The 22,577-nt window shown below is 62.3% G+C and carries 28 protein-coding genes; 3 read left to right on the top strand and 25 right to left on the bottom strand.

Annotated features, from left to right (window positions below):
* Positions 1-6: 6 nt before the first annotated feature.
* The 17 genes from FVF58_RS01090 to FVF58_RS01015 form a co-directional block, all read right to left on the bottom strand.
* On the bottom strand, positions 7-633 hold the full coding sequence (locus tag FVF58_RS01090; RefSeq protein ID WP_149668104.1) for a DUF2460 domain-containing protein: 627 nt from the start codon (positions 631-633) through the stop codon (positions 7-9).
* Positions 633-3,377: a phage tail length tape measure family protein gene (locus FVF58_RS01085; RefSeq protein WP_149668103.1), complete on the bottom strand. Its 2,745-nt coding sequence runs from the start codon at positions 3,375-3,377 to the stop codon at positions 633-635. The genes FVF58_RS01090 and FVF58_RS01085 overlap by 1 nt, the downstream gene beginning before the upstream one ends.
* Positions 3,378-3,380: 3 nt before the next feature.
* Positions 3,381-3,659, bottom strand: coding sequence for a DUF4035 domain-containing protein (locus FVF58_RS01080; RefSeq protein ID WP_246216892.1), 279 nt, complete (start codon positions 3,657-3,659; stop codon positions 3,381-3,383).
* A 2-nt stretch (positions 3,660-3,661) separates the two neighbouring features.
* Complete coding sequence (locus tag FVF58_RS01075; RefSeq protein ID WP_149668102.1) at positions 3,662-4,084, bottom strand: hypothetical protein; 423 nt, start codon at positions 4,082-4,084, stop codon at positions 3,662-3,664.
* A gap of 8 nt (positions 4,085-4,092) precedes the next feature.
* Positions 4,093-4,725: a phage tail tube protein gene (locus FVF58_RS01070; RefSeq protein WP_149668101.1), complete on the bottom strand. Its 633-nt coding sequence runs from the start codon at positions 4,723-4,725 to the stop codon at positions 4,093-4,095.
* A 72-nt stretch (positions 4,726-4,797) separates the two neighbouring features.
* Positions 4,798-5,154 (bottom strand): tail completion protein gp17, encoded by a 357-nt coding sequence (gene gp17 / locus FVF58_RS01065; protein ID WP_149668100.1) that lies wholly within the window; start codon positions 5,152-5,154, stop codon positions 4,798-4,800.
* Complete coding sequence (locus FVF58_RS01060) at positions 5,151-5,747, bottom strand: HK97-gp10 family putative phage morphogenesis protein (RefSeq protein ID WP_149668099.1); 597 nt, start codon at positions 5,745-5,747, stop codon at positions 5,151-5,153. Before FVF58_RS01060 ends, gp17 begins: the two co-directional genes overlap by 4 nt.
* Positions 5,740-6,096: a phage head closure protein gene (locus FVF58_RS01055; protein WP_149668098.1), complete on the bottom strand. Its 357-nt coding sequence runs from the start codon at positions 6,094-6,096 to the stop codon at positions 5,740-5,742. The genes FVF58_RS01060 and FVF58_RS01055 overlap by 8 nt, the downstream gene beginning before the upstream one ends.
* Positions 6,093-6,947, bottom strand: coding sequence for a phage head-tail connector protein (locus FVF58_RS01050; RefSeq protein ID WP_149668097.1), 855 nt, complete (start codon positions 6,945-6,947; stop codon positions 6,093-6,095). The genes FVF58_RS01055 and FVF58_RS01050 overlap by 4 nt, the downstream gene beginning before the upstream one ends.
* A gap of 42 nt (positions 6,948-6,989) precedes the next feature.
* Positions 6,990-7,442 carry a hypothetical protein gene (locus FVF58_RS01045; protein WP_149668096.1) on the bottom strand — a complete coding sequence of 151 codons (453 nt, stop codon included), beginning with the start codon at positions 7,440-7,442 and terminating at the stop codon, positions 6,990-6,992.
* A 25-nt stretch (positions 7,443-7,467) separates the two neighbouring features.
* A complete protein-coding gene (locus tag FVF58_RS01040) occupies positions 7,468-8,763 on the bottom strand; it encodes a phage major capsid protein (protein ID WP_149668095.1) in 1,296 nt (431 codons plus the stop codon).
* A 96-nt stretch (positions 8,764-8,859) separates the two neighbouring features.
* Positions 8,860-9,813 (bottom strand): S49 family peptidase, encoded by a 954-nt coding sequence (locus FVF58_RS01035; protein ID WP_149668094.1) that lies wholly within the window; start codon positions 9,811-9,813, stop codon positions 8,860-8,862.
* Complete coding sequence (locus tag FVF58_RS01030; protein ID WP_149668093.1) at positions 9,791-11,410, bottom strand: phage portal protein; 1,620 nt, start codon at positions 11,408-11,410, stop codon at positions 9,791-9,793. Before FVF58_RS01030 ends, FVF58_RS01035 begins: the two co-directional genes overlap by 23 nt.
* Before the next feature lie 4 nt (positions 11,411-11,414).
* Complete coding sequence (locus FVF58_RS51150; protein ID WP_188130677.1) at positions 11,415-11,570, bottom strand: hypothetical protein; 156 nt, start codon at positions 11,568-11,570, stop codon at positions 11,415-11,417.
* Complete coding sequence (locus tag FVF58_RS01025; RefSeq protein ID WP_149668092.1) at positions 11,567-13,294, bottom strand: terminase large subunit; 1,728 nt, start codon at positions 13,292-13,294, stop codon at positions 11,567-11,569. The genes FVF58_RS51150 and FVF58_RS01025 overlap by 4 nt, the downstream gene beginning before the upstream one ends.
* Positions 13,295-13,753: a phage terminase small subunit P27 family gene (locus tag FVF58_RS01020; protein WP_246216891.1), complete on the bottom strand. Its 459-nt coding sequence runs from the start codon at positions 13,751-13,753 to the stop codon at positions 13,295-13,297.
* 15 nt (positions 13,754-13,768) lie between these two features.
* A complete protein-coding gene (locus tag FVF58_RS01015; protein WP_246216890.1) occupies positions 13,769-14,098 on the bottom strand; it encodes a hypothetical protein in 330 nt (109 codons plus the stop codon).
* Between the two features lie 15 nt (positions 14,099-14,113).
* Between FVF58_RS01015 and FVF58_RS01010 the strand changes: the two genes are divergently transcribed.
* A complete protein-coding gene (locus tag FVF58_RS01010; protein WP_149668090.1) occupies positions 14,114-14,518 on the top strand; it encodes a hypothetical protein in 405 nt (134 codons plus the stop codon).
* On the opposite strand, the gene FVF58_RS01005 is transcribed toward FVF58_RS01010, so the two are convergent.
* The 5 genes from FVF58_RS01005 to FVF58_RS00985 all read right to left on the bottom strand — a co-directional run bounded on the left by FVF58_RS01005 (position 14,499) and on the right by FVF58_RS00985 (position 18,378).
* Entirely contained in the window at positions 14,499-14,720 is a 222-nt protein-coding gene (locus tag FVF58_RS01005) for a hypothetical protein (protein WP_149668089.1), read from the bottom strand. The genes FVF58_RS01010 and FVF58_RS01005 overlap by 20 nt on opposite strands.
* A complete protein-coding gene (locus FVF58_RS51145; RefSeq protein WP_188130676.1) occupies positions 14,717-15,892 on the bottom strand; it encodes a DUF4417 domain-containing protein in 1,176 nt (391 codons plus the stop codon). Before FVF58_RS51145 ends, FVF58_RS01005 begins: the two co-directional genes overlap by 4 nt.
* 191 nt (positions 15,893-16,083) lie before the next feature.
* The gene (locus FVF58_RS00995) at positions 16,084-16,464 is read right to left on the bottom strand and encodes an HNH endonuclease (protein ID WP_149668088.1); all 381 of its coding nucleotides are present in this window, start codon (positions 16,462-16,464) and stop codon (positions 16,084-16,086) included.
* A gap of 301 nt (positions 16,465-16,765) precedes the next feature.
* Complete coding sequence (locus FVF58_RS00990) at positions 16,766-17,575, bottom strand: hypothetical protein (protein WP_149668087.1); 810 nt, start codon at positions 17,573-17,575, stop codon at positions 16,766-16,768.
* Positions 17,575-18,378 (bottom strand): DUF2092 domain-containing protein, encoded by an 804-nt coding sequence (locus tag FVF58_RS00985; protein ID WP_246216889.1) that lies wholly within the window; start codon positions 18,376-18,378, stop codon positions 17,575-17,577. The genes FVF58_RS00990 and FVF58_RS00985 overlap by 1 nt, the downstream gene beginning before the upstream one ends.
* 684 nt (positions 18,379-19,062) lie before the next feature.
* Here FVF58_RS00985 and FVF58_RS00980 point away from each other — a divergent pair.
* Both FVF58_RS00980 and FVF58_RS00975 read left to right on the top strand, forming a co-directional pair.
* Complete coding sequence (locus tag FVF58_RS00980; protein WP_149668086.1) at positions 19,063-19,467, top strand: response regulator transcription factor; 405 nt, start codon at positions 19,063-19,065, stop codon at positions 19,465-19,467.
* A gap of 750 nt (positions 19,468-20,217) precedes the next feature.
* On the top strand, positions 20,218-20,862 hold the full coding sequence (locus FVF58_RS00975; RefSeq protein WP_149668085.1) for a hypothetical protein: 645 nt from the start codon (positions 20,218-20,220) through the stop codon (positions 20,860-20,862).
* A 69-nt stretch (positions 20,863-20,931) separates the two neighbouring features.
* Here the strand turns inward: FVF58_RS00975 and FVF58_RS00970 are convergent, their stop codons facing one another.
* Genes FVF58_RS00970 through FVF58_RS00960 form a run of 3 tightly spaced genes read right to left on the bottom strand, consistent with a single transcriptional unit; the run spans position 20,932 to position 22,576 of the window.
* Positions 20,932-21,552, bottom strand: coding sequence for an exonuclease V subunit gamma (locus tag FVF58_RS00970; RefSeq protein WP_149668084.1), 621 nt, complete (start codon positions 21,550-21,552; stop codon positions 20,932-20,934).
* On the bottom strand, positions 21,549-22,046 hold the full coding sequence (locus tag FVF58_RS00965; protein WP_149668083.1) for a RusA family crossover junction endodeoxyribonuclease: 498 nt from the start codon (positions 22,044-22,046) through the stop codon (positions 21,549-21,551). The genes FVF58_RS00970 and FVF58_RS00965 overlap by 4 nt, the downstream gene beginning before the upstream one ends.
* A complete protein-coding gene (locus FVF58_RS00960; protein WP_149668082.1) occupies positions 22,043-22,576 on the bottom strand; it encodes a hypothetical protein in 534 nt (177 codons plus the stop codon). The genes FVF58_RS00965 and FVF58_RS00960 overlap by 4 nt, the downstream gene beginning before the upstream one ends.
* Position 22,577 lies beyond the last annotated feature (1 nt).

The following is a 22,577-nucleotide window of genomic DNA, read 5'->3' as shown; positions in this document are numbered from 1 at the left end:
TCTCCCTTAGATGCGAATTTCCACGAGCGGAATTGAGCCCCAATCCACGAGCAGATCGCCAGCCCCGCCGTTGCGATCCATGATCTGTTTCTTCATCTCGTCCACGTCGAAGCGCACCGGCACATCGAACTGACCGAGCCATGAGAGAACATCGCTGCCACCCGGCACAGGCGATATCGTGACAAGGCCCGTTGTCGTGTCGAGCGACAGGCCCGACGTAATGAGCACGCCGTTCTTGAATACCTGCACGGTGCCCGCAACCGGCTTCTGGATCAGCCGCGTCTCCGACAGGGAGCCGGTCACATAGCGCTTCGCGAGTTGATAGATGCCGGACGTGACCTGCGGGACCAGCACGCCGGTTGTGACGTCCGCCGAGTAGTCAGTCCAGTCCTTCACGCGGAACCCGAATGCGCGGCCCTTGACGGCGCGAAAGAATGCATCGAGCGCCGCGGTCGCCGCTGCGGTCATCGCGCGCCGTCCGACTTCGAAGCGGATGCGTGACTGGCTCCACGCTGGTATGCGCCCGTCGCGGCCCGAATAGACGGGCGTGACAACCGTCAGATAGGTCGGGCCGACCGTTGCGCCAAACGCGATGTTGTCCGGGAAGCGCGGCGATTCGAGGAAGGTCGCCATCAGCCATTCCTCGCCATCGAGATCTGCGCGTGCCGCATGATCTCGCTCGCCTGTTGCTGCGCCGTGGCGCGCGTCGTGCCAGGCGGAACCGCGATGTTCATATTGAACGTGTTGCGCGGACCCCCAGCCGCACTATCGCCCATCGGCGTGACCTTGCCGCCTTGATCGCCCATCATCAGATAGGTCTTGTTCGCCACGGTCAGCAGTTCGGGACCATTCTCGTTGACCTGATACATGCCGCCGCCGTAAGCGGGACCGCCTGACGCGAGCGCGGCGACTACCATCGGCATTGCCGTGTCGATTGCGCCGCCGACCTCAACGCCCGCGCCCGCTGCCGCATTTGCGCCGGCCGCGCCTGAACTGCCGAACAGGCCCAACAACTGGCCGATCAGACCGCCGCCGCCACTGCCGCCAGCACTGTTGCCGACGCCGAACAGTTTGGCGGCAAGGTCTTGCGCGACGATGCGCGCAATCGCCTGTTCGATGGAATTCGCCATGTCGAGGAAATTCTGTTTGAACGACTTGGTGCCAGTGATCGCGTTGTCGATAAACTTCGCGAAGCTGTTCTGGAAAATATCGTTGAACGTCTTGCCGAGCACGTTGCTCGATGCCGCCAGTTCGTCAACTTTCAACTTGAACTGGTCCGCTTCGGTAATCAACGCGGGCAGACCGCTATTCGCGGCGATCTGCTGCATCTGCGCGTTGATGACATTCAATTGGTCAATCGTTTTCTGACGGGCCGTGCCAATGTCAGTCATGCCTTGCAGTTCGGTTTCCTGGCCGGTCTGCGTTTGCAGGCTGATCGTCTTTTCCGTGATCGCGAGGTTTTCCTCGATCTGTTGAGCGCGCACCTTCAGGTCATTCATGGTCTGCTGCGCAATGAAGGCTTCGCGGTCCTGCGCGAGCGTGCCCTGCGTGCCCACATCACCTGCGGCCTTTGCCTGATCGACGAGTTTCTTGTGCGTGCGGTCCCACTCCGCGCCCGCCGATACACCCGGCTGGCCTTGCAGTTTGTTCAGGGCGGCCGTGAGCTTTTCAACCTCGTCCGTATATCCCTGCGTGTCGCGTCTCATCGCCTCGGTGTTCACGGCGAGCTTTTCGCGATCCGCCGACAGCCCCTCTTCCTTTTTCGCCGCCAGTTCGCTTGCCTTGGTCAGTGCCTCGGTGCGCGCGCCCGCGTCCTTCGCATTGACCGCATAGCGACGCTGGATCGCGATTTCCTGATCGTACAGGTCGCTCACGCGCTTCATGTGCGCGCCGATGATCGTTTCCTGCGTCGTGTAATACCCCTGGATCGAGATCTGGTCGTCCTTGTAATACCGCTGCAACGCCTGCTCACGTTGCGTGAGCAACTTGTTTTCTTCCGTCATCTGCGCCTGCAAGGGTTGCAGTGCGGCGCTCAGGTCGGCGTGCGCGGTGCCGCCGCCCGTTTTCTTGTCCTTGTATTTTTCTTCAGCCGCGGCAATCGCCTTCGCGCGCATTTCGGGCGACCACTGGCTCTGGTCCGCGCGCCGGTTGATATCCTGAATCGCATCCGCGCGTTCCTGCTCGCGCGTGCGCGTGTCCTTGATCAGCTTGTCGTAGAACTCCCGGTTCGCGACGTCCCGGTCCCGGCCTGCGGACTTCTGCTGTTCCAGCAGTGCGTTATCATCCTGGCGCATCTTTTCCTTGACCGCCGAGCGCAGTGCCCCTTCGAGTGCCGCGCGCGGATCGACGCCGGGTTGACGCACGCCGCCCATGATGCCGGTTTTCGGGATCGCTTCAAGCTGGTCCTTGATCTGCTTGATGCGGTCATCGATCGTTGTGTCGCGACCAATGCCCTTCATCGCGTCCCATGCGCCGGACGCGGCGCCTTTCACACCGTCCCACGCCTTTTCCAGCCATCCGAGGTTCTGCGTCGTGACGCCAAGGTGTTTGTTAAGCGCATCCAGCACGAGCGCTTCGGCTTCTTCCTTCCTGCCCTGTTCCTCGAGCGCCTTCACATGTTCGTACAGGGCCACGTCGACAAAGTGATACTGTTTGTTCGCCTCCAGCGCCCACTTGAGCACGCCGTCGGTCATCTTCGTGAAGTCCTTGATGATTTCCTCGGTCTTCTGCCCGGTCATCGACGCGAGCGTGGCCGCCGCGATGCTGACCGATTCGAGTGCGACACCAGAGAAGCGACCGGTACTGACGAACGCCTGGGTGAGTTCGCGCGCCTCGCCGATGGTCACGTTCGCGCTGGCCGCGACCGACTTCGCCATGTCGTTGAACTGGCCTTCGGTGAGGCCCGCATAGTTGCCGGTCAGCTGTATCGCGGTGGCGAACTTCGCCGATTCCTCTGCGCCCTTGATGCACGCCGTCGCAAAGAGCAGCACCGCACCGGCAGTCAGACCGATCATGGCGCCCGTGCGCGACATGATCGCGTGCATCCAGTCCATGCGCTCGCCGAGCACCATCACACTGCCAGCGGCCTTCTTGAAGTTGCCGGTGAAAAGTTCGTGCGCGATCACGAGCATTTCACGCCGCGCGCCGACGGTCGCATGCTCCAGGCCTTGCATGTCATTCGCGGCTTCGCGGATGCCGCCGACGCGCCCAATCGAGGCGGCCGCGGTGCCCACGCTCTCGATGCTGCGCGCGGCCTTCGCGGCGGCCGCATCCATCGCGCGCGCGCGCGACTCCACAATCTGCGCGGCGCGCCCCATGTCGCCTTCGAGGCGCGAAGAACTCGCGTATAGCTCAATGCCGAGTGTGCCAAGTGCCATAGCTCACGCTGCCTTGCGGTTGAACACGGCCGAGAGGATCAGGGCCGATTGCGCCTCGCTGTCGGGAAGCAGGATCGGGCGCTCCGGTTCGCGTTCAATGAACGCCATGAAATTGCTGGGTTTGGCCCGTTCCCGGAGTTCGCGATTGCCGTAGTTCGCGACGGTGGCCGCGACGATGCCAGCACGCAGGTCGGCGCGCGACTGGCCGAAGGGGTCGATACGGTCGTAGGCAAGCCATTCGGTAAGCTCCGCGCTATCGAGATTGGCCAGCAGTTGCCGCACAGTCATGCCGAGGGTTGCGGCGAGCCGGAAGCAGAATCGCCGGGCAGGCCGCTCACGGAGTTTTTTTCCGCATCCACCACGCTGTTGCCTGCGAGGCCGTTCAGGCGTTGCGCGACCACGAATAGCCGCTCGATGGCCGCCGCATTCTTTCCGGCGAGCGCCGCAAGCTCGGTGGCCGGATCGAACAGCAGCGCGCCCGCTTCATCGACCGCCGTGTGCGCGACCAGTTTCGCGCGCATGTTGACGGTATCGACCCGGTAGTTGCCCGACGCGTCACGCTGCATGAGGCTCGCCTCGTACGCGTCGCGCTCGGTGCCGGTCATGGTGCGGATAATCACCGCGCCGCCCCATTCGGGAACATCGACGGTTTCGGTCGCCAGATCGGACAGGCCGAGAATGTCAGTCTTGCTGAGGATTTTTGCCATTGCGCACCTTATGCGTAGGTCACCGGGCCGCTGATAATCAGGTTCACACTCGCGGTCACGATCTTGTCGACGCCACCGTCCCAGGGGAAGGTTTCAACGAATGCCAGGAAAGTCGCCGTGTGCGCATTGGGTAGCGTCAGCTTGAACGAGACGACGGCCGCCGTGGCGAGGAAATTGCGCAACGCGGTCTGACCGGCATCGTTCGCGTCGAGGTCCACGTCAAAGCTGAACTGGCCGGGATCGAGCAGGCCCGAGATGTATTCCTTCGCGGTGCTGGACAGGTTGGTCGCGTCGAGCTTCGCCACCTTGCCATCCATGCCCTTGAAGGTCTTCAGGTTCTTGATGCCGGTCCATTGCGCGGGCGTGAAGATCGGGGAACCGGCCATCGCGGCGCCACCCGTCGTGTCCAGCGGAATCGCGAACGTGTTGACCGTTTTCGCGATGACCGGGAAAGTACCGTTCAGGCCAGCCGGCGCGGTCGAACCGGAAATCGTACCCACGTCGCCCAGCGCAAGCCCGTGCGCGGCGGCAGTCAGAATCGTCGGACTGCCATCGGCGGCGGCCGTGATCGTGATCGGCGAGCCGCTGCCGGTCGCGACCTGTAGCGTCGAGCCCTGTGCGGAAATTGCGGTGTTGCTCATAGCGGCACGCTCCTTCTGTCGGACATAAAAAAAGCCCGCACGCGGCGGGCTGGTGAAAAAATCTTCTGACGGTCAGGCCGGAACCCAGATCGAGTACTCCTGAACAACGCGAAAACACTTGACATCCGCCTCTTCGAGGTCGTGATCGCCCATGCGCTTGATGTTCGGCACGGACCAGCCGAGCATCGCCTGCGTGACCGCCGCCGCGAGGTTCACGGCGTCGGGATAGGTGCGCGCCCAGCAACTGATTTCGAATATGGTGTTGTCCGCCGGTGGATTGCCGCCCGGGTCCAGCACGTTTTCGACATGCGTCGGCATGCGCCGGTAGACGAGATACGGGAACGTGACGTTCTGGATCGCGACCGACGGCGAGATGCCACCCGGCGCAAGCGGCCCGAGCAAGGCGACAAGCTGTTCCTGGAGCGTCATACGCGGCTCTCCATGAACGCGGCAAAGTGCGCGGCCTTCGCGACTTCCTCGTCGATACGCCGGTTGTAGTAGGCAATGCCCGCCTTCAGCGCGTCATCGGCGGCGGCCGTCAACGCGGGCCGGATGAACGGGCGCGCCTCGACCCAGATCGCGCCGGAACCGCCCTGGTGCTGCTTGCGCCATGCGGCGCGCGACTGGCGTTTGCCGCCTTCCGGTGCCTTCGGGCGCGGCGGCACATACCAGTGCCCAAATTCGACCCACGTCCAGTAATACGCATCGAGATAGACAACCTTGTCCTTCACAACCTTCTTGTACTTGCCGGTGCCGCGGCGCACGGTGACGACGGTCGTCTGCCGCACGGTGCCGGACAGAGAACGGCTGTGCACCGCGATGATGTTGCGCTTCAACTGGCCGGCCCTGACGCGCGGATCGTTGCCCGAGTACACCGGGGCCAGCTCGCGTGCCTTGTCGCGCACGACCATCGCCATCGCATTCGCCGCGCCACGGTTGATATTGTTCGCGACGTTTTTCGGCAGCGCTTCGAGCGCGTCGAGAATCTCGGCGAGGCCGTTCACATATTTGAGGTCAGCCAAGGGTCATGCCCTCCATCGCCAGCAGTTCAACGATGCGATTGGCCTCGTCCGCATTCAGGCATGCCTGAATGTCGAAGATGCGATTCGCGTAGACGATGCGATATGCCGCTGCAACCTTGGGATCGGTGAAGATCGCGTCATAGCGCACGGTGAACTTGTGCGAAACGTCGGTCGAGACGCTTTCGGCTGCGGCGCGTTCGGAGCCGCCTAGTGCCTCGATGTAGGCGTACACCTTCTTGATTTCGATCCACGTCTGCGGTTGCGCGCCGAACGAGTCGAGCGCAGTCACCCGCTGCTGGATCGAGACGAGCCGGTTCAACTGGCCCGCGCGCAGAAATACGCCCGTCATGGCAGTGAGATCCGGTACGGGTCAAGCATGCTGTCGATGAACGGCAACTGCTCGACGTGGCCGCGCGTCATCACCAGCACTTCCTCGCGGTTCTCGTAGAGCGAGCCCACGCGCAACAGAATCCAGTCGCGGATCACCTGCGGCACGACGCCAATGAAATTCAGGCCCGCGCCTGCGTCCGTCATCTGTACAGTTGCGCCCGACGAATCGACCAGCACGTATTGCGACGCCGTCGCCGCGCCTATCGTGTAGGGCGTGTTCGGTTCAAGCGGCGTCGGCAGCGCACCGCCAGAGTTGTAGAACTCCACGGTATCGCCCGTGTTCCAGGCGGCGGGGCCAGTCACCTTGATCTGGTTGCCGGGCACCACCGGCACGCTGAACGGCGACGCATAGCCCGCGTTGTAGGTGAACTGCACCGCCGCGATCTGCGGCAACGGGATCGGCCAGATCTTGCCGAACCCCGGCGTGATGATGGCCGGCGTCAGCGCATCGTTGACCACGTAATCATCCGGGTCCATCGTCTGTTGCGTGCCGTTCATGTCGAGATAGGTCACGCTCACCACGTTAACCAGCGGCGCGTGCGGAAAGATCGCCGCGTAGCCCGGAATGTTGACGTTCTCGCAAAACGGCAATGGCGTGCCGATACCCGCCATCGGAAACCGGTCGAGGACCAGTTGCCATCGCGCATGCAATAACTGCTGGCGCGTCTTGGTTTCGGCCGCGATGCGCGCGGACGTGATGAACCCCTGGATTTTCAAGTCCTGCGAATCGTCGGTCACGCGCAACGCCAGCTTCGCTTCGTCCAGACTGACCGGCTCGCCGACGTGCGGCAATATGAGTCGTTCGGGCATAAAAAAACCGGCGCTTTGGTGGGCGCCGGTTCCTCCACAGGGTCAGCCGACGATCTGCGGGACGGTCGCCGCGTTAAAGTCAGACGCGGGCGCGAAGCGCGGATTGAACCCGAGCACCATCGCCGCCGTCAGGCTTGCCGCCACCGCCGTCGTCACTGAGAGCTGGATATACGCAAAGCCGTTGTTCGTATCCAGTTCCTGCACATCAAGATTGATGGCGACCTGAACATTGCCGCCGCCAGCCGCGGCGAGTTGGGTAATGGCCTTGCCGGTGACGTCCTTCGCGGCCGTGCCGCTCGCGTCCTGTGCCTGCTGGATCTTCGCGTCGACCGTGCCGCTCGCGCCAATCGCGCCAACCATAATGAGCGCGAGGAACTTCTGGAACTGCAACACGGAAATCCAGCCGGATACCGCCGCGCCCGCCGCCTGGCTCGACGGGTTCACCGTCCCCAGCACCGCGATCTGTTCGCTTGCCTTCACATTCATCGGAAACATGATTTTTTCCTCGTCGGGGTAGGGATTAGCGGGCGGCCAGCGTCACGAACGGCGAACGCGTGGTCGTGCTCTTGGGCGGCGTGATCGGGTTCTCGAGTTTCGGCGCGCCGTCGACCCGGAACGTCGTGCGGAAAGCCGTTGCATCCGCATCGAAATACAGGTGCATCGAGGTCGCCGTCTGCATGCCGCCGCGACTGGTGATCGAGCGGTAGTAGGACAGGTCAAGCAGCGAGACATCCGATTGCGAGGAGAATGCCGACGCATGTTCGCTGGTGAAGATCGGACGGCCTTTGAGCATGCCGTACGGCGAAACCTGCATGCCGCCCACGCCACCGCCGACCGGCATGTAGATCGGGTAATTGCCGAGCGCCATCTGGTCGAGCGAGGGCAGGACGTCCGGGTTCATCAGCCAGAACGAGCGGCCAAACGACCCGGCAGGCAGGCGCGTAACCATATTGATGATGTTCGCGGGCAACAGGGTTTTGGTTGCCTGGCCGGTTTCCTTTGCGACCACCACCAGCGCCTTCGACTGGAACACGCCCTGCGGTTGGCCGTTAGCCGCGCCGAACAGGATCGCCTCGTCGGTTTTCCAGCGGATCGAGCGGGCCGTCAGACCCGGCAGATACGCGGCAAGCGCCGTGGCGTCGTCAAGCAGTTCGTCGGTGATCGGCACCAGTGCCATCAGCTTGTGGAGCCGCATGGTCGAGACGCCGAGTTTCGGCTTGGTTGCGGTCGCAACTGACGCTTCAGCCTGCCAGTACGCGCGCACGCCGTCCGTGCCCCAGGGCGTCGTTTCGTCCTTCGGAAACACCATCGAATTGCCGCCAATCGGGTTGCTGTCTGTGCGCGGCAACAGGGCATCTTCTTCGAGCGACAGGGTGAAAATCTCGGTCGAGAACTGCGGCGGCACGAGGAAACCACCGTCCTGGCCGCCCGCCTCATTGCCGAAAGTCGCGGGTGCCGCTGCGCCGATCATCAGGCGTTGGTCCACGTTGCGACTGCCCGGCATCGACGCGCCGCGTACCGCCTGCGCAAATGAGCCGAATGTGGCAAAGCCGCGCGTCGGATCAGCAAGCCGGTTGTCCTCGACTTCGATGCGCGCGTTGTCGGGAATCACGACGCCCACATCGCGCTCGGCTTCGAGAAGCGCTTCCTCACGCTGAATCTGCGTGTTCAAGCCCTGAACCTGCGCGGAGAGCCGGTCGAACTCGGTGGTTTCCTCGGGCGTCATGTCGCGTTCGGCGGCAGCGTCCGCGAGCACGCGCATCGCCTGCACGGCCTGCGCCTTGCGCTGTTGAAGCGCGCGGAGAGTCTTGTTCATGTTGATGCTCCATATAGACGTGACACGTCCTGCGGCGTTGGCCGCATACGCTGTTGCCGTTGCTTCGGAACGGGGAATTAGCGCGGGCGCCGCGTGTTAAGCGCCCAGAATGTCGATCTCGCGTCGCATCGCAGCGGCGCGGTTCGGGTTCGTGGCGGCGCGACTGCCGCCCTGGCCGATGGTTTTCGCGAGGCGGCGTACGACCGTGTCGAAGGTGGCGACGTCGTCGACCATGCCCTCGGCCTTCGCCTGCTGTGCGGAGAGCACCCGGCCCTGACCCATGCCTTCGCGCACCTGCGAGACATCGACGCCGCGGTTCTTCGCGACGCTGCGTGTGAACGCGCCGTAGTAGGCGTCGATCCGTTGCTGCATCGCGGCGCGCGCGTCGTCCGAGAGCGGCCCGAACGGGTTGCCCTCGACCTTGTACTTGCCCGCTGACACGAGCGTCGTTTTCACGCCCTGCTTTTCGAGCGCCTGTGACATGTCCTGGTGAGCGGCAAATACGCCGATTGATCCGACCTCGCCGCCAGGGGTAACGTAAAACTCGCTTGCACTGCTGGCGATCCAATAGGCCGCACTTGCTGCAAGAGAGTTGGCGACAGCAAAAACGGGCTTCTGATTTCGGGCAGAATGAATTTCATTGGCTAACTCCGCGACGCCGTACACGCTGCCACCCGGCGAGTCCATGTCGATCAGGATGCCGCCAATCGAATCGTCGGCGAGCGCCGCGCGAAACGCCTGCGTGTAGCGGTCAATGCTCATCAAACCCGAACCGCTGACGTCCTGAACCGGCGTGGTGCGTTGCGCCGATACGCCGTAAAACGGCAGGACGGCAATCGCGCCATTGCCCACGCGCGCGGCCGTGTTAGCTGCCTCGGCGCGACGTGCCTCGACTGCCTCGGCGTCGGCGCGAACCTGCGCCATGACTTCGGGCGCCGCTTCCTCCCCCGCCGTCCAGCGCGCAATGACGGCAGAAATGATGCTCAGGCGGTCGGGCAGGATCGCCCACGGCGTCGCCACGAACTCATTAATCAGCAGCGCGTGTCTCATATATCGTTCCCTCCAGGGCGAGCCGGGTCAGTTGCATGCACGCGCTGTCATTGAACAGGTCAACCTCGATTGACCGGCCCTGCGTCTGCAAAAAGTCCAGGCGTTGCGTGCAGTACGCGAGCGCTTCGTCGCGCGGCACGGACAGCGCCTGCTCAATGAACGTGACGTGCTTCTCGTATAGCTCGACGAGCGCGGTGTCGCTATCCGGCGCGCGCAATGCCGCCTGGACCATCGCGGTTTCCTTGCGCGCGATACGTTCAGCGTTGGCGCGAGCGAGCGCGAAAAACCGCATGTCGGCGTGCAGGTCACCTTTCGGCACCACCTTGGGCACGCCCGGCGCATTGGTCGGCTGCGGTGGCGCGGGCAGGTTGCCCGGCGGTTTCTGTTCGGGCGTTTCCGGCGGTTCGTTTTCCGCTTTCTCGGCCTCGTTTTCCTCGACCATGTTCAGCGGACGCAACGGCTCATCCAGACCGTCGAGCGGGTTCATCGATTCGGCCAGGCGCGCCTCGTTGCGCGTCATCCACCCGTCAAGGATGCCGTTGTGGTAGTACGCCGCGCGCGCGGCCGCATCGCCGCGCAGCATCGCCTTGAACGGGAATTCAACGTTCAGGCCGTCCTGGGGCTCCAGAAACGTGTAGCGGATCGACTCTTCCCAGCGCGTGAGCCAGGGCGTGAGCGTGTAGAGCACGAATTCAAGGCTCTGCTGCTCGATGTTGGAAAACGTGGCCCGCTCCAGGTCGCCGATCAGGTGCGGCGGAATGCGAAACAGGCGCGCGATTTCACCCACGCTGTACTTGCGCGTCTCCAGGTATTGCGCGTCGGAATTGGTGATCTGGATCGGGTGATACTTCATGCCCATTTCCAGCACCGCCGTCTTGTGCCGGTGGCGGCCGGTCTGTGACTTCTGGAACTGTTCGCGCCACAGGTTGCGCTGTTCGTCGGTCTTGAACTGGCCGGGAAACTCGACCCACCCGCCCGGTGTCGCATCATTCTGGAAGTAGCGCATCCCGTAGTCCTGCGCGGCCAGCGCCGTCGCGATGCTTTCACGCGCCGCCTCAATAGGGCTCAGGCCGATGATGCCGTCGGATGACAGCCCGCGCAGATGAAACACGTCGCCGCGGTTCAGGATTGTTTCGCTATTGTCCCGGTTGCGCACGCGATAGCGCCAGTTCGTGTCGGACAGCATCTCAATCGTGATCCGGTCGGGGTGCAGGGGAATCAGGTCCGTGACCTCGCCGGCCGGGTTGCTATAGATGCGTGCGAACGCGTTGCCGCGCAGCGCCACATGCCCCTGTAGCATCTCGCGGAATTCCATCGGGTTCTGGTAGTCGTTCGGCCGCACCGCGAACAGCTTGTAGAGCCAGTGATTCCGGTTCGGCGTTTTCGCGCCACTGTCGGCCTCGGTATAGAGCACGAACGGGAGCATCGAGATTGATTCGGCGAGCACGCGTACGCACGCGTAGACCGCTGTAAGGCGCATCGCCTGCTCGCCGTTGAGGTCCTTCGTGCCGCGAAACGGGACCGGCGCGAACCAGAACTCGCCCCAGGGCGAGCGGTCACCGCTGTCGCCGCCGTCGGCACGGATGCTCAGGAACATGGCTCTACTGTGCCCGCGCCATGAATGCGCCGAATAGCGTCAGGAACACGATCAGTGCGCCGACCACCACCAGCGCGTGCGGAATGCTCGTCAAGCCGACGCCCGCGCCGATCAGGATGATGCCGACCAGCAACGCGAGGTTGTAGGTGAGAGGTGTCATATCACGGTGAGGGGATGGTTATCGGGAAAGGTCGGATACAGCTCTGCGTGCACCATCGCGCGGGCCACACCCATGATGGTCGACACCGCGCCGTCAATCTTCTGTTCGGTTTTTTCCTTGCGGGGAAAAATGTTCTCGTTTGCATCCTCTTTGGCGACCACGTTCGACACCATCCACGCCAGCACCGGGTTGCCGTCATGGTGAAAGCGACCCGCCTTCACCGCTGCGTTGATTTCCTTCATCGCCGGACTGAAATTCTTGGTTGTCATCGCGAACTCGACGACGATTGCGCCGTCATCGGCCATCTGGTGGGCAAGCTGCGTCGCGCCCCACGGGTCATAGGCCACTTCGAGCACGTTAAAACGCCTGCCCATCGCCCTGACCTCTTCGCGGATCACGTCGTAGTCGATTTCCGCGCCATCGGTGGCCGTCAGATAGCCCTGGATCACCCACTTGCGGTACAGCGCCTGGTTCACCTTACTTTCCTCGATGGTGTCCTCGGGCAGGTAGTACTTGCCAAACGCGTAGTAATGGTCGACGCCGTTCAGCATGCGTTTGAAAACCTGCGTGAACGCGCATATGTCGATCTTGCTCGCCAGATCCAGCGCAAAATAGCAGTCCTCGCCCGCGAATTCATCAATCGAAAGGCCCGGATCGGCGCACATTGCCCACTGCTGCATGTTCATCCAAGCGGCGCGCGCACTGCACCAGACATTCAGGTGCTTCGTCTTGAAGCGGTTCTGTTCGACCGGGTTCATGCACGCGCGCCGCTGCTGCGCGAGCAGGAAATCCACGTCGAGCGACACGCCGTAGTTCGGGTTCGCCTTCTTCAGCGCCGCGGGATCGGCCCAGTCATCGGGCGGCACCTTTACGCCATGCCACTCGTAGGCCTCGAGATCGATTGAAAAGATGATCCCGAACAGTTCATCGTTCTCGATCAGCCCTTCGAGCACTTTCTTGACCTCGATGTGCTTGTCGTAGCACGGTCCCGCGAGGTTGTAGCCCGCCGTCGTGATGATCGCCGTGAGCGGCTGTGTGCGCGCGCCCATGCCCGTCTGCATCGTATCGAGCAGGTCCGGCGTGTCATGCTCGTGAAACTCGTCAATCACCGTGCACGACGGGCTGGCGCCGTCGCCCGGCTTGCCGACGATCGGCTCGAACTTCGAACCGTCAGCGGGAATCGCGAGCGATTTGGCCCAGACCTCGACACCGGCCGCATGCCGCAGTCCGGGCGTGCGTTCGACCATGCGGCGCGCCGGTCCGAACACTTCCCAGGCCTGTTTCTCGGTCGTCGCGCCGCTGTAGACCTCGGCACCCGCCTCGGCGTCGCCAATGAGCATGTACAGGCCGATGGACGCGCCAAGCTGGCTCTTGCCGTTCTTCCGTGGGATCTCGCCGTACAGTTCGCGAAAGCGCCGCGTGCCGTTCTTCTTGCGCTTCCATCCGTACACGCACACGAAGATGAACGCTTCCCAGCTTTCCAGATGCAGGCGTTCGCCGCGTTGCGCCCATTGGCCCTTCGTGTGCGGCAGCAGTTCGACAAATTCGCAAACGCGCTCGCCTGCGTCGGCGTCGAAGTAATACGGCCAGGCCTTTTCGTCCGCCCGTCTCAGGTCATCGAGATGCCGCTGGCACGCGAGCCGTACCCACTTGCAGGCCGGTCGCGTACCGGCCACCGCGCCGCGCGCCCAGGCATGCGCCGCGTTGACGTGTGGATGGCGCAATCAGCCCTTCTTGACGAACTTCGCGAACGCGTTCTCGCCGTCCGGTTTCGAGACGGCGACACGCGCGCGGCTCGACGGCGTCATGCCGAACTCGCACATGATTCGCAACATGCGCTCGCTCTGCTGGTTCGCGATGGACAGGAACGGCGACTGCACCGGAAACCCGGACTGCGCCTTCACGACCATCCCGAACTTGAGCACCTTGTCGTACGCCTGTTTCCAGATCACGAACGCCTCGCAGTACTGCGCGAGTGCGGGCCGGTCCAGTACCGTCAGCACGCCCGCGTCGGCCAGTTGCGCCGCGATCACCGGCCAGTGTTCCTGCGCTTCCGGACTCAGCCACTCCGGTACGTCCTCGCCGTCCGCGGCCGCGGGCTTCGGCTCGTGCTCGTTCAACGGGCGCTTGCCGGGGTTGCCGCGCACCACCTTCAGCGCGGTCGGCGTCATCTTGCGTCCCATCACGAACCTCGCGTGTTACGGTGCCGGTGCCGGTGCGGGCGGTGCCGCAGGCGTGTTCGCCGTGACCGCCGCGGCCAGCGCATCGGCGTTGGTCTTCAGTTGCGTCGTCAGGTCAACCAGAGCCGAATCGGGATTCGTCTGGTTTGCCAGTGCCGCCACCAGTTGCGCGGCGATGCCCTGAATCAGCGTGACCGCCGATTGTTCAACCGTGAGGGTTGCGGCAACTTCTGCTTTCAGATCGTCAAGTGCGCTCATGATTTGTCCTAGGATTTCAAGGATGGGAGACATGTCAACAGCGAGGCGAAGGCGAACTTCGGTATCGTTGCGACGGCTGAAAAACGTCATAGGTCAGGACTCCAAATGCAACACGTCCGACAGATCAATGCGAATGACTGCGGCATTGCCGTTGCGGCGATGCTCACCGGTCGCGCCTATCGCACCACCATGCGCGCGGCCGGATTCACCCCGCATCGCGAGGAGGGGCTGTACGTGAGCGAAATGATCGCGTTACTTTCCGGCCTCACCGGGCGCGAGTGGAAAGAGTGGAAGACGGTCGCCGCAGGGCGTCTCACGCTGCGCGAGACCGCGTTTCCTGACGGCGTCGCCGTCGTCATCGGGCGGCGTACCGGCGTGCCCTTCGGCCACTGGATCGCGATCAGGAAAGGCATGGCCTACGATCCCGAACTGCGGGCACCGCTGCCCATGGACGACTACCCACGCGGACACTGGCGCGTGCTACGCGTGGTTATTTGCGGCGGCCCTTGATCGCCGGTGCCTTCACCGATGTGCGGCTCGCGGTCTTCTTCGCAGCGGCAACGCCACGGCCGCCCTTGGTCGCCGTCTGACGGCGCGCCAGTTCGCGCTCGCGGGCCGCACCGGTCAGCCGGTTGCCGCGCTTGTCGAAGACCGCGTTCTTGCCGGTTTCCCCCTTGCCGCCACCACCGCCGTTGCCATAGATGTCTTTCATGATTCAGCCTCCATCACTCTGCGCCGTTTGGCGACGCGGTTCTCAACGATCACCGCCTTGTCGGCGATGCCCAGCTCCTCGACCACCTGTCGCGCGGAAGTGAAGCCATACACAAGCACGCGCTCCGGCTTGAGCCGCTCGAGCGCCACGCCCAGACCCCGCGCAGCGTTCACGACTTCCTGCGGGTTGTTCAGGGTCTGCAACTGCACCGATATCGCCGGCGCGCCGACCGGGATGCCCAGGAAACAGAACTCGAAGCTCGCATCCAGCGACCAGTTCACGTCCGGTATCACGGCGATGCCCGCTTCCTGCAAGTAGCGCCCGACCCAGCGTGCGCGGTACGTGTTCCACAACTGCACCGCGAGCGCCTGATCGGTCCAGAGCGAATAGTTCGGCGAGAGCGCGAGCGTGCAGCCGAGGTTGAGCATCTTGCCGACGTACTCTGCCGGTGCGTCCCACAGGCATTCGAAGCGCGTGTCGTCGACGTAGAAGCCGATCATGAAGCGCTCGCGCGGCATGCCGCGCAGCGAGTCGGAGCGCCACTGCCAGAGCCAGTGCGTCTTGCCGTCATCGGGCGTCGCATCGCGGCCAGCCCACGAATCCAGACCGGCCGGAATGTCCGCGAGCATGTCGCGGCGGAATTCAGGGATGTTCCACGGCAGGTCGCTCGGAAAGCTCATGTCGTCTTTCAGCGCATGCGCACCGGGCAGGTCGCCCGATACCTCGTCGATGCCCTCCTCGTCGCCCGCGACCGGCGCCATCATCGATTCGAGGTCGCGATCCGAGAAACCGATCAGCCCGAGGTCGAATCCTTCCGCACTCAAGTCCTGCATTTCCACCGTCAGCAGTTTCGCGTCCCATCCGGCGTTCTCGGCGAGACGGTTGTCCGCGATCATGTAGGCGCGCTTTTGCGCCGGCGTCCAACCGCGTGCAACCATCACAGGGGCCTCGGACCATCCGAGCACACGCGCGGCGAGAATGCGCCCATGTCCGGCGATGATCGTGCCGTCCTCGTCGACCAGCACCGGGTTTGTCCATCCCCATTCGTGCATCGACGCAGCAATCTGCGCAACCTGCGCATCGCTGTGCGTGCGGGCGTTGCGCGCGTTCGGAATCAGATGCTCCAGGGCTCGACGTTCAACCTGATCGGCTGGCCATGCGGGCGTTTTCACGTTTTCCCTAGTCGTCTAATGGACCGTTCAAATAGCGCGGCCGAAAATTCAAGGCTCCGGGCGCGGTCGTCGGCGCTGATTCGTCTGAGGATTCGAAGCCCTCCCGTGCATCATCCTATGGCTACTCATGCGACATCGGATGATCTGAGATGCGGCACAATCGATGAAGCGTGATTTGCCGCGCGCGCCCTTCAGCGCAGGGCATTGCCAAAGCCACCATCGTGCGTGGCCGTCTTGCGGTCGTGGCAGCGCTTGGCGAGCGCCTGCCAGTTGGACTGGTCCCAGAACACGCGCATGTCACCACGGTGCGGCACGCGGTGATCGACCACGGACGCGGGTAGCAGCCGGTGTTGAGCGCGGCATTCATCGCATTCGCACACGGGATGCAGACGCAGGAACGCCGCGCGTGCCCTGCGCCATGCAGCGCCATACCCTCTTTCGGCAGAACTGTCCCGCTGCTCGTCCGCGCGTTTGCGCGCCGATTTCAGATGGTCCGGACACAGACCGTGACGCACCCTCACAAGTGCCGGGCAACCCGGATGACGGCATGGGCGGTGCGCACGTGCGGGCATTCGCGACTCCAAAAAAGAAAAGCCCGCGCAGCGGCGGGCTTAAGTTGAAGCGGACTTTCCGAGAGTTGGCATATTCATAGGCTGTTTGTTAAAAGATGTCAAGAAAACGGGCATAATCGACGGCCCTTTTCGCCTCCGCGTTGGGCGTAACCGTATGCCTGAGTTGTAGAAAGGACCTCAACGGGTCGGGCAACAAGAGTTTCCTGCGTGCGGCAGCACGCGGCTTTCGTGCTGACATTCGAACGTCGGCTCCGTCCCGGCTAACGGTCAATCGCCGGGTCGTGCCGCGAGGCTACCGCGATCAGTATCCGGGCGGTGGCGGAACTTGCGTGTACACCACGCCGCCGCTCCCATATCCCGTCGCGTACCAAGTCGCGCCACACTTATAGTACGGCACGTCCTTAACGGCGATGGGGGCGACGTTGCACGGCGGCGCGACAGGCGCAGGCGCAGCGACGACGGTGGTGGTAGCGGGTGGCGGTGTGGTTGCGGCAGCGGCCGCACCGACCACCATTGCCCCGGCCACAAATCCGGCCGCCGCAGAACCGCCGTCCCAGTCCGAGTTGCAGTCGTAGCAACCGCCCGAGTAGTTGTTCTGCACGTTGGTCACGTTCGTAGCACGCGTGTTCTGCATCTCCTTAGCGGTGGATTGACGCGTACTCTGGTTTTGGCTGGTCGTTTGAGCCGCGGCGGTCTGTCGCGTGCTCTGGTTCTGGCTCGACGTAGCCTGGCGCTGGGCCTGGTTCCCGCTCGTGCTCTGCTGGCGGTTCGCCTGATTCTGGCTGGAGGTTGCCTGCATCGAACTCGCCGAACTCTGGCGCGCACTCTGATTCGCACTTGAAGTAGCTTGACGCGAGGCCTGACTCTGCTGCGCCGCTGCCTGCTGGCCGCCACCACCGCGTTGTGTGCGACCTTGCGCTGCGGTTGTGCCGCCGGATGACAACCCTCCAGACGACGCCGCCCCGCCACGGGAAAAGCTGCCATCGCCGCCACCACCACCACGAGCACCACCGCCTCTCTCGCCTCGTGACTCCGCCTGATTCATCAAGCCCAGCGCGAATACTGCGGCGACGAGTGCCGTGACGGCACGATCCCATGATCCTGTTTTCATCATTTGGCTCCCTTCTTCGCAGACGACTGGCGAGCCGTGGGCGACGCACGCGGAAGCTGCGCTGCGAACGCGACTTTTTGCAGGCCATCGGGAATCTGTGCCGAGAATGTCGCATCGTTAAGCTGGGGGGCAAGATTCCAGTCGACAAATTCCGCCCAGAACTGAGGCTGGCCCACCGCCTTTTTGTAAGTCAGTACGATCCGCTGCAGCAGAGGCTTGTCGCCATCTGCTATCCACACCTGAAAATCCACTGTGTCGGTACGCGCGGCTAGATGATAGGACGCAGTGCCGTAGATACTCGTCTTCTCCACATAGTCCACCGACCGTACCCGGGCTTGCAATTCTTCAGGCAGCCGGTTCAACAGGAGCGCCGCGAGCGGCAGGCGCATGCCGAGATCCTTGACGAAATACACGATGCTCTCGTCCAGAGTGCCTGGTTGCGGCGCCGTCGCATAGACTTTGCTGGCGAGATCGACCAGAACGATCTCTTTCCCGGTGAGCACAACGAGCGTTTTTGCGCCATCGCTGCGTTCGCTTTCCACGCGCATGCGATCGGGCCGGCTCAACGTAACGGTGCGGTATTCGCCGAATTCGATTTTCTGCCCGGACGGCTGCACGGCGTCGTACCCGCTGCGCACACCGACACGAAAGCTCGGCGTCCCGCCAAGGAACTCCGCCATTTTCATCAGAATCGCCCGAGCCTGGGCTTGTGAGGCGGTTTCGGGCTCAGCTCGCGCGGCACGGACCGGTGGTTCTTTCTGCTCGGAGGCAGAGTAGGCGTGAGGAGCGGTGGTCAGCAGCAAAACCGATACCCAGGTAGCCCTGGACGCGCGGCGCAATATGTTAGTGATCAATTTATTAACTCCCTTCTGCTCGAATACCTCTCAACCGCTGGCCATCCCGCATAAAGAATAGTGGTTTACAGAATTTTTTCTATTCGATTTAAAGTGGCTTACTAGCGCGGGTGAAAAGCGGCGTCAGGACGCAGGGGCGACCATCACCGCGCGCCGTTCGCTTGTGGAGCATTACCTAAGAATGCCGAACTATCGGAACGGACACGAAAGGCCGCTTCCGGTTGACCATCAGCCGCTTCCACTTCGCACGTCCGTTGGCCGCTTCGGGTCGTCTGCCGGCCGTCGCGGCGGGGCTTGCACATCTGACGCTCGTGACTCGCAGCTAACGTGGGCACGCGGCGATCAAGTGCCGGTCGGTGCCGCTGAATGCAGGCAAAGTTGGCGATGATTTGGGCACGGGTTCGGTGAATCTGCTTGTCAAGCCACGCGGAAGCCTTCACGAAAGGCTTTCGCAAAGGCTTTGCCTTACACGACTGAAAGGTCATATATCGTTGCCTGACCGCGATATTGATAATGGTCGATCAACTCGCCTTCGTGCGGCACCCCCTGTGAGGCGAAAGTCGTATAGCGCATCAATTGATCCCCGCTTAAGCTGTAGGTACAACCAGCTCGCCGGGCGCTATCGCGAAGTCAATGGTCGACCTCAATCAAATCGTCGCGGTGGTCGACGATGACGAATCAGTTCGGCGCGCCCTCAAGCGTTTGCTCCGCTCCGCCGGGCTAGAGGCAGAGACTTTTCCCGATGGCGAGGCATTTCTAGGCACGCTGTCGTCGGCAGCTTCGTGCCGGCCCGCCTGCGTGATCGTGGACTTCCAGATGCCAGGGATCGATGGGCTTGAGCTACAACGTCGCGTGGCCCCGACTGGCGTGCCCATCATCTTCCTTACCGCGAACGACGATCCGGCCGTTCGCAAGAAGGCTCTCGCGCAAGGTGCCGCAGGCTACCTGACAAAACCATTAAACGGCACTGGATTGATTAGGGCTGTTGAGATGGCGTTAGAGCTACGATACTTCCATAAAGCGCCTTCGCCTCCATAGCCGCTAGATGCCCGATTCACTGAGTCGGCCATCATCGGGCCGAGTGCGGCCATAAGCTGTCATTGCGGCGTTCCATCCTCAAGAGGGACATTCGGGGCAGTCGGCTCGACCAAGCCATGCAAGTGAATTGGGCGAAAAAGACGCCTCATTTCCATGAATTTGACAACGCGCGGGTGTGGGAAGCTGGAAAAGACCTCGAACGAGAAAATCACCGCGTATTATCCCCGCTAGTCCAGCGAAATTGCTCTACGAATTCAAAGAACGGCGCATCTATGAAACGTACCTTTATATTCCTAACGCTTGTAGCCGCAATGTCGGGGTGCGCTACCGTGCACGAGAGTTATTCCTCTGACGGCCGGAGGGCCTACACCCTCAACTGCAGCGGGCTCGCGCGGGGCTGGGACAAATGCTTTCAGGCGGCCGGAGATCTCTGCAAGTCGTCCGGCTATGATGTCCTCGACCGAAGCGATGAAAACGCGTCAATGGTCAGCGGCGGATTCTCCGGAGGTTCGGGGGGGTTCTCTGGGGCACACACCCATGAGCGCTCCATGGTCATAGCGTGCAAAAAACCTGCAGCCTAGCTCATTCTGTTTGTCGCAATTCACGTAGCCCACGATGAGCACGTCGTCTTCCGCCTTCTGAGATATTCAACTACGCTACGCTGCCTTGAGGGCGGTAACCGTCGACCGGTGCGAAGGTCTTCACACACTCGTACCAAGAAAATGCGCTAACACTCAAGTGAGATAAAAAATGTTTTCATTTCCGACTGGTTGGGGACAATGGCTAACAGCGCTTGTAGCGCTTTTTTTGGTGCCGGCGGCCGGCAGTGCATTTTGGGATTTTATTGCGAAACCGCTGCTTATCGGCACTGCCGACAGAGTTCGAAACGCCACTATGAAGCTCGTTACTCTGGGATCGCGACGAGCCCAGACAAGATTTTTTGAGGCGGTGGCAAGGCGGAGCTATTTGCATCCCGCAGTTGCCTTTTGGTGTGCTGCATACTTCGCCGCTTGCGGTCAAATCGGACTTATCCTTGCCGAACTGTATGGCTCAGATCGTACGGCCGCGGGGATTTCAACTTCGCATTGGGTCCCCCGGACGGTCGTTTCAATCGCCGGATACTTCGTGATATTGGCGCTGTATCGTTTTACGCGAACTTCCTTGCTCATAAGCTACATTCGTCGTTTTGATCATCTGCTTGAGATGGTCGCCCCCCTGCTAAGCGAGCAAGAACGCTTAGTTGCGCGCTCTAAGTTCGCTATGATTGAAAACGCGGCAGATTATAAGAAGCTGATTGATCTCCTACGCGATACAGCGGTCAAACACCAGAACGCGTCAGCTGATGAGCGGGCCGCAGAGAACGCGTCGGCACCTACCGAGGTTCTCCGATCGTAGCGAGCGCTCACATCTAGCGCCTGTCGCATCGCCGGAGAGCAGCCATCCGTCTCGCCAAATGTTTTCTCGCTAGCTAGTGACGACTTCGACGACCGGTTCACCATTGCAGGTGCCACGGTCGGCGAGTAACGGCGTGAGCAGATCGAGCGCGCGCACTTCGACGGCAGTCAGCCGCTCGTCGATCGCGTGGTAGTAGTGGTGGTAGTAGACATGCGAATGGCCGTGCTCGGCGGCAATGCGGCGCAACGTGATTTTCGTGCGCCGACTATCGGTGAATGCGTAGGCGACGAGCAGTCTGCGCACGTCGGCGTCGAGTCGGTCGAAAGACGGCGCGAGCCACTGGCTGAGTGCGTCGAACGCGTCGGCCAGATCGTGACTGAAGGCAAAGCGACGCTCGCCGTTGACGTCCTCGTATTCGAGGAGCCCGTAGCGCGCGCGGATCACGGTGCACTCCGGGTGTTGCAGGCAACGCGCGACCTTCTCACGAATCAGTGTGCATTGCGCGCGGATTTCGAGCGCGTTCAGCGACTCGAAAAACACTACCTTCGGACGCGAATAACGCCACACGTCGCCCTTGCGCACCTTCATGCGTTGGACCTTCGCAAGCAGGGATTCGGGCGCGTTCGGATAGGCGGGCATCATGTACGCAACGTGAAGTGCAACGGGCACGCTGAGAAAGACGCCGCTCATGTTTCGCTCACCATGTTCTCATCGAGCAGTTCAGGTTCTTCGCGCCGCAGCGGATTGAGCGTGCGTACCTCGATTTCAATGCGCGGGTCACGCGAAAAACGCTTGCGCACACAGGCGTCGACAATCGCGCTGTCATCGCGATACACAACCTTGTTCATCGCGTCCGAACAGATTTTCCCGATGTTGTCCCAGTCAGGGCGCCCGGTCGGCACAACGAGACCGGAGCGCGCTTCACGCTGTTTCCACTGAGGCCATGAAGCCGGAATGCCGAAATACGCATGCACGATCAGCACCAGTGCGCCGGTAATCGGCGTGCGCCGTTCCATCGCGATCTTTGCCTCGAAGGCCACACTGCGTTCATACGCGCGCGTGTCGGCAGGCGTGTACTGCTGGATGAAGTCGCGACCTTCGCGCGTGCGTGAGAGGCGCGCGCGTGCGCGCCCCTTGGCGACAGGTTGACCGGGTACAACGAAGCGGATCGCCGTGAGCGTCATGGCGCTAGAACTCTTTCAGGAACGCGCTCAACTCGCGGAAGCGCGACAGCCGCTTTTTCGACCGCTTCGATGCGATCTTCAAATTCGAGCGCAGACTGATCGAGCGTGTCGGCGATCTTATTCAGCAGCGACGCCATGTGCCGAAGCGTCATTGCCAAATCGCCGAGCACGACGGTCGGCGCGGTCGCGCTGGCATCTTGGGAATTTCCCAGGATAGGGGTAGCGCCGGTGCCAGGGGTAGCACCGGCGTGAGGGGTCGGCGGGCAGATTTCCAGTTTTGGCGCTTCGCGGTCGCGGGGCACGATGCGCTGGAAAATGCCACGCTCGGGCTCCTTCACGAGGTGCGCATCCTTGAGCTTGTTCATGCATCCCTCGGCCGTTTTCACATCCACGCGCGGAATACCGGCGCGCATCATCTCGCTGATGATCTTGTTGACGGGCCACGCATCCTGAATCGGAACGAAATCAAACAGCTTGCGGGCAATGGCGGGTTGCGCATCGAACGCGGTCTTGAACCTGAGTGGTGTCATA

Origin of the sequence: Paraburkholderia panacisoli, from assembly GCF_008369935.1 — a bacterium.
Taxonomy (GTDB): domain Bacteria; phylum Pseudomonadota; class Gammaproteobacteria; order Burkholderiales; family Burkholderiaceae; genus Paraburkholderia; species Paraburkholderia panacisoli.
This window is presented reverse-complemented; position numbering and strand designations above follow the sequence as displayed.

Coding starts and splice junctions, on each gene's coding strand:
- FVF58_RS01010 (WP_149668090.1), top strand. CDS start 14,114: ATGCAACACGTCCGACAGATCAATGCGAATGACTGCGGCATTGCCGTT.
- FVF58_RS01055 (WP_149668098.1), bottom strand. CDS start 6,096: ATGACGGGCGTATTTCTGCGCGCGGGCCAGTTGAACCGGCTCGTCTCG.
- FVF58_RS01030 (WP_149668093.1), bottom strand. CDS start 11,410: ATGTTCCTGAGCATCCGTGCCGACGGCGGCGACAGCGGTGACCGCTCG.
- FVF58_RS01035 (WP_149668094.1), bottom strand. CDS start 9,813: ATGAGACACGCGCTGCTGATTAATGAGTTCGTGGCGACGCCGTGGGCG.
- FVF58_RS00965 (WP_149668083.1), bottom strand. CDS start 22,046: ATGACGCTCACGGCGATCCGCTTCGTTGTACCCGGTCAACCTGTCGCC.
- FVF58_RS01015 (WP_246216890.1), bottom strand. CDS start 14,098: ATGACGTTTTTCAGCCGTCGCAACGATACCGAAGTTCGCCTTCGCCTC.
- FVF58_RS00995 (WP_149668088.1), bottom strand. CDS start 16,464: ATGCCCGCACGTGCGCACCGCCCATGCCGTCATCCGGGTTGCCCGGCA.
- FVF58_RS00970 (WP_149668084.1), bottom strand. CDS start 21,552: ATGAGCGGCGTCTTTCTCAGCGTGCCCGTTGCACTTCACGTTGCGTAC.
- FVF58_RS00980 (WP_149668086.1), top strand. CDS start 19,063: ATGGTCGACCTCAATCAAATCGTCGCGGTGGTCGACGATGACGAATCA.
- FVF58_RS00990 (WP_149668087.1), bottom strand. CDS start 17,575: ATGAAAACAGGATCATGGGATCGTGCCGTCACGGCACTCGTCGCCGCA.
- FVF58_RS01045 (WP_149668096.1), bottom strand. CDS start 7,442: ATGTTTCCGATGAATGTGAAGGCAAGCGAACAGATCGCGGTGCTGGGG.
- FVF58_RS51150 (WP_188130677.1), bottom strand. CDS start 11,570: ATGACACCTCTCACCTACAACCTCGCGTTGCTGGTCGGCATCATCCTG.
- FVF58_RS01020 (WP_246216891.1), bottom strand. CDS start 13,753: ATGGGACGCAAGATGACGCCGACCGCGCTGAAGGTGGTGCGCGGCAAC.
- FVF58_RS01005 (WP_149668089.1), bottom strand. CDS start 14,720: ATGAAAGACATCTATGGCAACGGCGGTGGTGGCGGCAAGGGGGAAACC.
- FVF58_RS00975 (WP_149668085.1), top strand. CDS start 20,218: ATGTTTTCATTTCCGACTGGTTGGGGACAATGGCTAACAGCGCTTGTA.
- FVF58_RS01090 (WP_149668104.1), bottom strand. CDS start 633: ATGGCGACCTTCCTCGAATCGCCGCGCTTCCCGGACAACATCGCGTTT.
- FVF58_RS01050 (WP_149668097.1), bottom strand. CDS start 6,947: ATGCCCGAACGACTCATATTGCCGCACGTCGGCGAGCCGGTCAGTCTG.
- FVF58_RS01085 (WP_149668103.1), bottom strand. CDS start 3,377: ATGGCACTTGGCACACTCGGCATTGAGCTATACGCGAGTTCTTCGCGC.
- FVF58_RS01070 (WP_149668101.1), bottom strand. CDS start 4,725: ATGAGCAACACCGCAATTTCCGCACAGGGCTCGACGCTACAGGTCGCG.
- FVF58_RS00960 (WP_149668082.1), bottom strand. CDS start 22,576: ATGACACCACTCAGGTTCAAGACCGCGTTCGATGCGCAACCCGCCATT.
- FVF58_RS01040 (WP_149668095.1), bottom strand. CDS start 8,763: ATGAACAAGACTCTCCGCGCGCTTCAACAGCGCAAGGCGCAGGCCGTG.
- FVF58_RS01075 (WP_149668102.1), bottom strand. CDS start 4,084: ATGGCAAAAATCCTCAGCAAGACTGACATTCTCGGCCTGTCCGATCTG.
- gp17 (WP_149668100.1), bottom strand. CDS start 5,154: ATGACGCTCCAGGAACAGCTTGTCGCCTTGCTCGGGCCGCTTGCGCCG.